This is a genomic window from Tumebacillus permanentifrigoris (genome assembly GCF_003148565.1).
Taxonomy (GTDB): Bacteria; Bacillota; Bacilli; order Tumebacillales; family Tumebacillaceae; genus Tumebacillus; species Tumebacillus permanentifrigoris.
Map to the genome: position 1 here is coordinate 287589 of NZ_QGGL01000004.1, position 10488 is coordinate 298076.

General features: G+C 51.5%; 10 protein-coding genes and 1 riboswitch. Of the genes, 1 reads left to right on the forward strand and 9 read right to left on the reverse strand.

Annotated elements, in window-relative coordinates:
• Positions 1-3: 3 nt before the first annotated feature.
• From kdpDN to C7459_RS06465, 8 genes are all read right to left on the reverse strand, one after another.
• Positions 4-1146, reverse strand: coding sequence for a KdpD-like non-kinase potassium sensor (gene kdpDN / locus C7459_RS06425; protein ID WP_109687546.1), 1143 nt, complete (start codon positions 1144-1146; stop codon positions 4-6).
• On the reverse strand, positions 1143-1712 hold the full coding sequence (gene kdpC, locus C7459_RS06430; protein ID WP_109687548.1) for a potassium-transporting ATPase subunit KdpC: 570 nt from the start codon (positions 1710-1712) through the stop codon (positions 1143-1145). Before kdpC ends, kdpDN begins: the two co-directional genes overlap by 4 nt.
• 19 nt (positions 1713-1731) lie before the next feature.
• Positions 1732-3765, reverse strand: a complete 2034-nt coding sequence (gene kdpB, locus C7459_RS06435) for a potassium-transporting ATPase subunit KdpB (protein WP_109687550.1) — start codon at positions 3763-3765, stop codon at positions 1732-1734.
• Positions 3766-3786: 21 nt separating this feature from the next.
• Positions 3787-5472 carry a potassium-transporting ATPase subunit KdpA gene (gene kdpA, locus C7459_RS06440; protein WP_109687552.1) on the reverse strand — a complete coding sequence of 562 codons (1686 nt, stop codon included), beginning with the start codon at positions 5470-5472 and terminating at the stop codon, positions 3787-3789.
• A 17-nt stretch (positions 5473-5489) separates the two neighbouring features.
• On the reverse strand, positions 5490-5570 hold the full coding sequence (kdpF, locus tag C7459_RS24140) for a K(+)-transporting ATPase subunit F (RefSeq protein WP_109687554.1): 81 nt from the start codon (positions 5568-5570) through the stop codon (positions 5490-5492).
• Between the two features lie 277 nt (positions 5571-5847).
• Positions 5848-6219 (reverse strand): Na-translocating system protein MpsC family protein, encoded by a 372-nt coding sequence (locus C7459_RS06450; RefSeq protein ID WP_109687556.1) that lies wholly within the window; start codon positions 6217-6219, stop codon positions 5848-5850.
• Positions 6220-6455: 236 nt separating this feature from the next.
• Positions 6456-6607, reverse strand: a riboswitch (cyclic di-AMP (ydaO/yuaA leader).
• A gap of 1138 nt (positions 6608-7745) precedes the next feature.
• Positions 7746-8726 carry an MATE family efflux transporter gene (locus tag C7459_RS06460; RefSeq protein WP_109687560.1) on the reverse strand — a complete coding sequence of 327 codons (981 nt, stop codon included), beginning with the start codon at positions 8724-8726 and terminating at the stop codon, positions 7746-7748.
• Positions 8727-8743: 17 nt separating this feature from the next.
• The gene (locus tag C7459_RS06465) at positions 8744-8965 is read right to left on the reverse strand and encodes a metal-sensitive transcriptional regulator (protein WP_109687562.1); all 222 of its coding nucleotides are present in this window, start codon (positions 8963-8965) and stop codon (positions 8744-8746) included.
• Between the two features lie 467 nt (positions 8966-9432).
• Between C7459_RS06465 and C7459_RS06470 the strand changes: the two genes are divergently transcribed.
• A complete protein-coding gene (locus C7459_RS06470; protein WP_109687564.1) occupies positions 9433-9636 on the forward strand; it encodes an aspartyl-phosphate phosphatase Spo0E family protein in 204 nt (67 codons plus the stop codon).
• Here C7459_RS06470 and C7459_RS06475 read toward each other — a convergent pair.
• A partial coding sequence (locus tag C7459_RS06475) for a hypothetical protein (RefSeq protein WP_211320351.1) occupies positions 9629-10488 on the reverse strand: 860 nt, incomplete at its 5' end. The two genes, C7459_RS06470 and C7459_RS06475, sit on opposite strands and share 8 nt — an antisense overlap.

Consider the following 10488-nt stretch of genomic DNA (forward strand, 5'->3'; position numbering starts at 1 on the left):
TGCCTAATCGCGATTGTCCACACCGTCTGCAACGATCAAGACATCGACATACTTGGTTTCATTCAAAATCTTGTTGATGATCGAACCTTTGAGAATTTCCTCCCAACGGGAGCGCGCCGACTGACCGAGCACGATCTGCGTAATGCCGTATCGCACGACGAAGTCGATGATGACGTCGGCCGGTTTGCGTCCGTTGGGGGGTTCGATGTGAAATTCCGCCCCGAAATCCTTCGACAATTGTTCTAAGGCATTTCGTTTGCGTAACGTCGCTTGAGCAAACTCTGCGACCGGTTTCGCCTGCACATTCAAGATGTGCAAATCGCACTTCAAGCGGCTGGCAATTCGCCACCCTCGTCGAATCAGACGTTCCGCATTCGGGCGGTAGTTTACGCACACGAGAATTTTTTCATTGGCACCGACCATGCCATCGATGCCGTTTTCTTGCTTGTAGGAATTCAGCCGTTCATCTACATCGTCGGCCACTTCACGTAACGCCAGCTCACGCAAGGCGTTTAAGTTGCCTTCCCTAAAGAAGTGTTGCAACGATTGCTCGATCTTCTCCGGTTTATAGATCATACCGGACTTCAAACGTTCCCGCAGAACTCCAGGAGGGGTATCGATCAATTGAATTTCGTTGGCTTCGTGCAGAATCAAATCCGGGATGCGTTCGCGGACTTTGACGCCCGTCAGTTGTTCGACCGTGTCGTTCAGGCTTTCCAAGTGCTGAATGTTCATGGCGGAGATCACGTTAATACCCGCATGTAGAATTTCCAGCACGTCCTCGTACCGCTTTTGATGTTTTGAGCCTGGGACGTTCGTGTGGGGCAACTCGTCAATGATGACAAACTGCGGTCGCCGTGCCAAGATCCCTTCCAGATCCATCTCTTCGAGCAACTTACCTTTATACTCAATCTGCTTTTTTGCTAGGATCGGCAAGCGTTCGATCTGCTTCTCCGTCCCGGAGCGACCGTGTGTTTCCACCAACCCAATGACGATGTCCACGCCTTCCTCGAGCATCTCGTTTCCTTGCCGTAGCATGTTGTACGTTTTGCCAACTCCGGGGGCCGCCCCGATGTAGAGCTTAAAGTACCCGCGTGACTCCCGCTGAATTTTTTTCAAAAGGTCATCGGGACAGGGTCGCTTCATCGTTGCAGTTCACGGTTCAAATCGAGATTGAGTTCCAACACGTTGACGCGCTTCTCTCCAAACAGACCGAGCTCCGGGCCTTGGGTGTTTTTTTCCACTAGCTGGTGCAGGCGGTCTGATGAGAGGCCAATTGCCTTCGCAATGCGCGGAATTTGCGCAAAGGCTGCTTCCGGCGAGATGTGTGGATCGAGACCGGAACCTGAGTTGGTGATGAGGTCGACTGGGACTTGATTCAGCGGGACGTCCGGATTGGTTTGCTTCCACGTGGAGATAGATTCCTCGACGCGTTTTTTCATGTCCTCGTTGGACGGCGCGTAGTTCGGAGTCCCCGAACCTGCCGCGTCACTTTTAATAGAAGATACTCGACCTTGGAAGTATTTCGGATCATGGAAGTCTTGGCCGATCAGCTTGGAACCGACTTCTTTACCTTGGTTCGAAATGATACTGCCGTTCGCCTGGTCCGGCAGAACCGCCTGCGCCACCCCCGTCACAGCGAAGGGGTAGGCGAGACCGCAAAGCAACATGAAAGCGAGACTCAGGCGAAGCGATGTGATGAAGGTTTTCATTAAATGGAACTCCTCTCGTTTACACCCACAGGTTGACAATCAGGTCGATGAGTTTGATCCCGATGAACGGAACGATGACGCCGCCCAGACCGTAGACGAATAGATTGCGGCGCAACAGGGCGGACGAGCTCATCGGTTTGTACGCGACGCCCTTCATCGCCAGCGGGATCAACAACGGAATGATGATCGCGTTAAACACCAGAGCGGAGAGGATCGCGGACGTCGGAGAGCCGAGGCGCATGATGTTTAGTGCTTCCATCTGCGGAATCGCAACCATGAACATCGCCGGAATGATCGCAAAGTACTTCGCGATGTCGTTGGCAATCGAGAAGGTCGTGAGTGCCCCGCGGGTCATTAGCAACTGCTTCCCGATGGAAACCACCTCGATGATCTTCGTCGGGTTGGAGTCAAGGTCCACCATGTTCGCCGCTTCCTTCGCGGCGATGGTGCCGGTGTTCATCGCAAGCCCGACATCCGCTTGGGCCAGCGCCGGTGCATCGTTGGTGCCGTCGCCCGTCATGGCAACCAGCTTGCCTTCTGCCTGTTCTCGGCGGATGACGGCGATTTTGTCCTCCGGTTTCGATTCGGCGATAAAGTCATCCACGCCCGCTTCTTTCGCGATGGTCGCAGCCGTCAGCGGATTGTCGCCGGTGCACATGATCGTTTTGATCCCCATAGCGCGCAGTTGTTCAAAGCGTTCACGCATGCCGGGCTTCACAGTGTCTTTCAGATAGATCAAGCCATAAATCTGGTTGTCGACCGCCACGGCAAGGGGAGTGCCGCCTACGCGTGCAATCTCGTCGCTTTTACTGCCCAGATCAGACGGCACGTTGCCGCCGTTGGCGAGCACCCATTTTTTTACTGAATCGACGGCGCCTTTGCGAACTTGACGACCATCTCGCAGATCAGTGCCCGACATCCGGGTCTCTGCTTTGAATTCGATGAACTGGCTTCCCTGCGCCAGTTCGGCGTTGTAGACGAGGTTTTGTTTTTTCATATATTCCAGCACCGAACGACCCTCAGGGGTTTCGTCCGCCATTGAGGAGAGCGCTGCCCAGCCTGCAAGGTCTGCAATACTCACGCCATTCACCGGCACGAAGTCGCTCGCCATACGGTTCCCAAAGGTAATCGTCCCCGTTTTGTCGAGGATGATCGTGTTGATGTCACCTGCGGCTTCAACTGCTTTCCCCGACATCGCGAGGACGTTGAATTGGGTGACGCGGTCCATCCCAGCGATCCCGATGGCGGAGAGCAGACCGCCGATCGTGGTTGGAATCAAGCAGACGAGCAAGGCGATCAAGATCGGGACTTCCAAAGAGACGTGCACGTACTTCGACAGAACGGGTAGCGTGACGACAACGAGCAAGAAGATCAGGGTAAGCGAGATCAGCACCGTGTTCAGCGCGATCTCGTTCGGCGTTTTTTGACGTTTTGCCCCTTCGACCAGAGAGATCATGCGGTCGAGGAACGATTCGCCGGGGTCTGTAGTGATGCGAATTTTGATCGAGTCGGACACGACACGGGTTCCGCCAGTAACGGAGGAGAAGTCGCCACCCGCCTCTTTGATCACTGGAGCCGATTCACCTGTGATCGCCGATTCATCGACAGAAGCAAGACCCGAGATGACTTCGCCGTCGCCGGGGATCATCTCTCCGGCGTCGACGATCACAATGTCGCCTTTGCGCAGATCAGTGGCCGGGACGTTTTTCACCGTGCCATCAGATTGGAGTTTGCGGGCGGCGACGTCCTTCTTGGTCTGTTTCAGCGAGTCGGCTTGCGCTTTCCCCCTGCCTTCTGCCAAGGCTTCAGCGAAGTTGGCGAAGAGCACCGTCAGGAACAAAATGATCGTGGTCACGATGTTGAACGCACGGGAACTCTCTCCGCCGAACGCGTTCGGCCAGATGCAAAGCAAAAAGGTGATGATCATACCGACTTCGACAACAAACATAATTGGGTTGCGGAACATCACCCGAGGATTTAGTTTAATAAACGAATGTTGGATGGCCGAGCGAACCAGTTCTCCACTCAGGCTTTTCCGTTGATTGCGACTCATGATGAAATCTCCTCTCTTTCCTTACCCTAACGTGAGAAACTCAGCAATCGGCCCTAGCACGAGTGCAGGGAAGAATGTCAGCGCGCCGACGATCAAGACGGTGCCGACCCAAACGCCTGCAAACAGTGCGTTGTCGGTGCGGAAGGTGCCGACCGTTTCCGGCACATGACGTTTGCTAGCAAGCGATCCTGCGACCGCCAACAGCAAGATGATCGAGAGGTATCGCCCCAGATACATGACGATCCCGGTCGAGAGGTTCCAGAACGGAGTGTTGTCACCAAGTCCTTCAAAACCAGATCCGTTGTTGGCTGCGGAAGACGTGTATTCATACAACGCTTGCGTAATTCCATGGAAGCCAGGATTGGAGATCGCGTCAAATCCGTAGTGTGTCGCGAAGGCAATCGCCGTCGCGCCCAAGATCAAGAAGGGATGGATCAACAGCGTCGCCGCGATCAGCTTCATTTCACGCGGCTCCAGTTTCTTACCGAGGAACTCCGGCGTACGTCCTACCATCAGTCCAGACAGGAAGACTGCGACCATTGCGTAGAGCAAGACGTTGAGAATCCCGGCACCGACACCGCCAAATACGGTGTTCAGCAACATGTTGGAGAGCGCCATCAGACCGCCAAGCGGCGTCAACGAATCGTGCATCGTATTGACAGCACCCGTTTCTGAAGCGGTCGTGACTGTCGCGTAGAACGCGGAGAGTGCGGTGCCGAATCGGACATCCTTGCCTTCCATTGAACCGGCGTCATGCTGGACACCCATTGCGTTGATCACAGGGTTCCCAGCATTCTCCATCCCCCACGTGATGCCAAGCCCTACGAGGAACAACATCGCCATCGCGACGAACAGGACGCGTCCTTGCTTCGCGTTTCCAACGATGCGACCGTACGTGAACGGCAGCGAGATCGGAAGCAGCAACATTAAGATCATCTGCAGTGCGTTCGAGAGTGCGGTTGGGTTCTCAAACGGGTGTGCCGAGTTGACGCCGAAGAAACCACCGCCGTTGTTGCCCAGTTCTTTAATCGAGAGGAAGGATCCGACCGGACCGACGGCGATCGATTGTTGTGCGCCTTCCAAGGTGGTAACGGTGTGCGTGGCATCCATCGTTTGCGGAACGCCCTGCGCGATGAAGAAAAAGGCGCATACCAGCGAGATCGGGAGCAAGACCCGGACGATGCTTCGAACCAAGTCGACGAAATAGTTTCCGAGCGATTTCCCCGCCAAGCCTCTCATAAAGGCGATGGCGGCCACGAATGCAGAGGCCGGTGCTACGAACATCATGAAGACGATCCCGATTGATTGGGAGAGGATCGACAACCCGCTTTCGCCGCTGTAGTGCTGCAAGTTGGTGTTGGTCATAAACGAGATGGCTGTGTTAAACGCCAACGTCGGTTCCATCGATTCGATATGGTTCGGGTTGAGCGGCAACGCGCCTTGGAAACGGAAGACCAGATAGACGAGCAAGATCATGAGGGTATTCGCGAGAACCAATGCCTTCGCATACTGTTTCCACGATTGGTCGCGGGCCTCAACCCCGCCGATACCCAACAGAAGCTTTTCAATCGGGGCGAAGAAACGCGCGCCCCCGCGACGGGACTCATAATCAAACACGTTCGCCAGATAGTTACCAGTCGGCTTTGCCAAAGCCAACGCGATCAACAGGGTGATGGCGACCGAAACAATCGTAAGACTCACAAACATTCACTCCTTCTACAATGTTAGAATTTTTCCGGGTTAATGAGCGCGTAGGTCAAGTACAGAAACAAACCTGCGATGAGAAAGCCCAACACGAAAGTCATGCGCGCTCACTCCCTTCTTCCAGGACCCTTGAAGCCCAACGAGTTGTGCCCAGAGACAGCCCCGTCAACACGAGAATGCCTGCCACCATCAAAACATCCACCATTCGCAACTCCTCCATTTCGTCATATGGGACAAAAAAAGACCGATGCACACTTCGAATTTTCAGAGCACGGTTGAATACCTCATGCTCAAAAATTCGAAGTCTACATCGGTCTACTTCACACCCGGCTGCTTTTATAAGCCCCCTTGTGCACTGTCTTCCGGTGTCCCGACTCCTTAATCCTTAATAATTTTATCCAGGTCTCGGTCGAGAATGAACATTTCCATCAGCTCGCCGATCTTGGTGGAGATATCAAAGTGGCTTGAGATGACTTTACACCCCGTGATTTGCGAGATCAGCACCTCAATATCACTGCTGTGATGCTCGCGTAGCGTCTGCCGCAACTCTTTGACTAGCCGTTTGCCTTTGTCGGTTTTGACGAGCGTTTCCTCGCCTTTGGTCAACACGCCTTTCATGCGCACGATGACCATGTCTTTAAGGATGTAGGTTTTCGTTTCCTGCGGGCCACGTCCCAGAATTTCACGCTGGAATTTGACGTACGCCTCGGAAATGTCAGCTTCCATTTTTGCTTTGAGCGATTGGCTCATGACCTTGCCTCCTAAAACTGCGCATAAAATAGACCCATGCGGCTTTGACCTATCTCAATGCAATGCATCGTAAGGTGGTCAAAGTCTGCATGGGTCTACGTAAAGCCCAGTCTGCCTTTTGATCGGCATTCTTTGCTCTCTGTCATCCATTGTCAGACATCTTCAATCGGAATCTTCGATTCAAAGGGACTCTCCATGTTCAACACACAAAAAGACCATCTCAATCGAAGGTCTCCTGACCTTCCCTGCTTTAGCCGACGAAGTTAGCTGACGGGTAGGATGGCAGAGAAGTGACTTCCTCATCCCTCCCGCGCAGATGCGCAGGATTAACCCCAAAAGATTGGTTCCTCCGTACTTGAGTATTCCCAAGTTTAGGCCGTGTTGAAGTTGTTGAGATAATCATACTCCGATGGCAGGGAGTTTGACACTCTCGGTTTTGGATGAATTATCATGCAGATTTGCCCGTAATTGCTGTCCAACCGAATTGTTGGGGTGTTTTTCTCACTCCCACTCACTATTTCTTTGAATTACACCAAAAGATACTCCAGTATCTCAAGTTCCGATTCCTGATATCCAAAAGCCAACCATCTCGAGAATCTCCTCGAGATGGTTAAATGCCCCGAAGGCAACGAATCCGATGACAAGGAGGCAAACACTTGCGGAACCGTATTTCTCGCATGTTCTTAATCACCTAGGAAGTAATGATAAAGAGCTGATTGCACGTTTTGATGCACGCTTCAAGGATCTGCAAGTGCTCGTAAGCCTGCCCTTGCTCCCGGAGAGTCGCCGCGTACTGAACGTTGATATTCACCCGGAGTTTGATAATGTTGAGGGCATCGAAAATCGATCGCGTGCTTGGCGTACTTTCCTTCTTGATTGGGTACAACAGCCCCAAATTCTTTCACCTAGAGCGTTCCAAATGGGGTACACTGGAAATACATGGACAGTTCGCTAGATGAGCTGACGGGTTTTCAATGTCGAACCTATATTAGAGGTGATTTTTTGATTCGTACCATGTGTTCAGTGATAAAAAAGTTCTATACTGAACGGGTCTAGATAGAGCCAGTAAAACTTCCTGCTCTTGAAGAGTGATAATAAAGTTGAATCATACGTGTGCCTAATTTTCTCTGGCCATCTCAGGTTGCATTCTCCCTGTCATCGTGCCAGCCTGCCTTGGAATTATGGACGCGTTCTACGAACCTACTGGTCACATGATTCGAGACTCCGTTTGGATCTGACGTCCTCGTTTCCTCTGAATCTTAGACCACTAACCCAATGATGATTAAAGTAAGACGTTTTACGAGGAATGTAAGACATTTTACTTTATTCAATCCCCGCAAGGATGATTTCTGTAATCGTTTGGCTGCAATGCATTCTAAAATGATCAGCTCCTTATCGAGATCCTCCTCGTTGTGCTGCCGGCCTGATACAGATGTTCTCTCTCAGTATTTCGAAAAAGTTCCCAACGATCAAAAGTGATCACATTTATTAACAGCTACGCACTCTTAATTTAAAGTATGATCGAATTACCTATAAGAAGGGATTATAAAATGAAAAAAGTCTATCTTGCTGGCAAAATCACCAAAAATGACATCACGCTCCTGCTTGGCCCCCATGCTTTTGCCTACCAGAGTCGTGGCGGCGATGGCAAGTCCATAGCCGGGCATATAGGCAAACGACTCGATGTTTCCGGCGATCGTGTGCGCGGCAAACGTGGACGTGCCTAAATGAACGATGAGACCAAAATACAGAACTTGCCCGCCGCGCATGACCAATCTTTCAATGGCAGTTGGCGTGGAAAGTGTGAGCAGTTCCTTGCCTGTTTCCCGTTCATCTCCTGAGGAACGGCCTAACAAGTGAAAAGAGACGGGTGATTGGCGAATCTTCCAATACAAAGCGACCGTACTGACCGCCCGCACCAGCACCGTGGACCATGCTGCCCCGGCGAGACCAAGACCCGGTACGCTCCACAGGCCGAAGATCAAATAGTAGTCCAACACGATGTGCGCGGCGTTCATCCAGAGACCGACCCGCATCGGCGACTTGGTATCCCCTGACGCGCGCAGTATGCTTCCGAAAATCGTCATGAGCGACAAAAAAACAGCCGGCATCCCGACAATTCGAAAATAAACGGTCGCGGCTTGGAGAACATCAGGTTCTGCACCCATTACTTCTAGCAAAGGACTTGCCAAAAACAGAGTGATCAAGCCAAACAATAAGCCCATCCCGCCTGAAATCCAAGTCGATTGCCTCGCAATGGCTTTTGCACGCATAAGGTCACCGGCTCCGACGCTTCGGGCGATCAACGAGGAAGTTCCTACCCCCAGCGCCATGAAAACCGCGATGTAGATCGCGAGGATCGAGTTTGCCACACCGACGGCGGTCACGTTGACCAAACCCAACCGGGAGACGAACAGCGTGTCTACAAATCCAACAACCGTCTGCAAAATGTTCTCGACAATGGCCGGCACCGCCAGTGCGAGGATAACTCGTAGCTTCTCATACATATGTGTTCCGGCCTTCCCTAGCGAATGAAGTGCTCCAAGGCTTTTCGAAGGTCCTCCAAGACCTGCCCCTCTTCGCCATGAGTCATGGCATGTGCAACACAGCTTTCGATGTGATCTTGCAGAATGACTTTCGCCGTGTTGTCGAGATCCGCTGTTAGCAATACCCCATTTATTTTATGAACCCTCCCCTCCTCCACATCTTCCCATTTCACAATTACCTCTTTCCAACCATTGCTCATCGGCTTGCACACCCTTCACTTACTAAGCAGTCAAACCTTCAATCGCGCAGTTTTTGTTCAATTTACTGTTTCCTTGATATTGTTGGAACACCGAGCTACGATGCCCTTGCAAAAGCATCCAACGCCCTCAGCAAGCGTACTCAAGTAGGATAGCAGCCCTGTCTCCAATGGATGCTTTTGCTTTTCAACACTTCAATCGCTACTACAAGGCAATAATTTCACTAAACCATTGTTGTTGTGAACACTCCTTGTTACGATTAGTTTGCAAGGGAGGTCATTCATGAAGATGAGTGTTGCCGGATGCCCTTGCAAACCATTCATTTTGTAGGTTCTCTCACCTATGGGTAGGGGGAGTACGACATTTTGGATGGCCTCCCTAAATGTCGCTTTGGTATCCCCAGAGCGACATAGATTGAACCAAGGTAGCCTGGCGCTACCTTGTTTTTTTGTGAAAGGTGTGACGGTTTTTGGAGGATGAACTCGAGCTGGAGACCCTGATCAACCAATTACGCCAACAAATGACGCTAGCCTATGAAGAAAAGGGCACCCTCACGGATGCCTGTGTGATTGCCATTAGTCAGGAGCTGGATACCCACATCGTGAGAGCCCAAAGCCTCAAGTCTAAAGTAAAAACCGAAGTCGATGTTTCCAGCTCCAGTACGTTTACGTGAGTAGGATTCCGCGCTCTCGCAGGTTTTCCAAATAGGCTTCATTCATGAGATTGAGATATTGCGTGGACTTTTTGAAATCGCCCGCTTTTTCATACAAATCCGCAATCTCCTTGTAGGTCGTCGCCAAGTCGAGATGCCGGCTGTGCTCTAGATACACTGTGACTGCACCCTCGAAGTTTTGAAGGGCCAAGGTAACGTCCTCACACGCCGCTTCAATTTTACCCTTCGTCTTGTACAAATGCCCCGAAAGTAGAGAATCAATCGACAAGGAGGCAAGCCCATGCTGAACGGCTTCTCGTGCCTGATCGAATTCATGTTGGTAGTAATGGTGAAGAGCTATCTCTCCATAAATAAGGCAGCGTTCTTCCTCGAGTGACTGCTGGTGGCACGTCTCGATACAAGTGACGAGGATCTGCAGGGATTCCTTGGCTTTCCCTTGCTCACGAAGAGAAACTGCGTACTGAATGTTGATCTTCAAGCGAAGTTTGATCATGTTCAAGGCATCAAAAATCGCGATCGCATGTTGCGCGTACTCGCCTGCCTTTTCGAACTCCTGAACTTGAGCGTACCCAGACCCCATCTCCATGTAGAGAAGTCCGATCTCCTTGAGATTGTCTGTCTTGTTAAGCATCTTGTACGCCTCCTGATAATAGAGGAGGGCTTCCTGGTACTCGCCAAGTAGGTTACTTACAGTTGCAAGATGCATCAACACCTCGGCCTTAAGAACGGGCTGACTGTACAGCAAGTTATCAAATAGTGTTACCGACGATGCTAAATGACCAAAAGCTGACGCTATTGCCTGTCCAAAGGTTGACGGATATAATGACCATCGTACATATCCTAGAAAAGGAA

Bases quoted from the DNA above. Each gene is read 5' to 3' on its own strand.
- kdpDN (WP_109687546.1), bottom strand. From the start codon at position 1,146: ATGAAGCGACCCTGTCCCGATGACCTTTTGAAAAAAATTCAGCGGGAG.
- kdpC (WP_109687548.1), bottom strand. From the start codon at position 1,712: ATGAAAACCTTCATCACATCGCTTCGCCTGAGTCTCGCTTTCATGTTG.
- kdpB (WP_109687550.1), bottom strand. From the start codon at position 3,765: ATGAGTCGCAATCAACGGAAAAGCCTGAGTGGAGAACTGGTTCGCTCG.
- kdpA (WP_109687552.1), bottom strand. From the start codon at position 5,472: ATGTTTGTGAGTCTTACGATTGTTTCGGTCGCCATCACCCTGTTGATC.
- kdpF (WP_109687554.1), bottom strand. From the start codon at position 5,570: ATGACTTTCGTGTTGGGCTTTCTCATCGCAGGTTTGTTTCTGTACTTG.
- C7459_RS06450 (WP_109687556.1), bottom strand. From the start codon at position 6,219: ATGAGCCAATCGCTCAAAGCAAAAATGGAAGCTGACATTTCCGAGGCG.
- C7459_RS06460 (WP_109687560.1), bottom strand. From the start codon at position 8,726: ATGTATGAGAAGCTACGAGTTATCCTCGCACTGGCGGTGCCGGCCATT.
- C7459_RS06465 (WP_109687562.1), bottom strand. From the start codon at position 8,965: ATGAGCAATGGTTGGAAAGAGGTAATTGTGAAATGGGAAGATGTGGAG.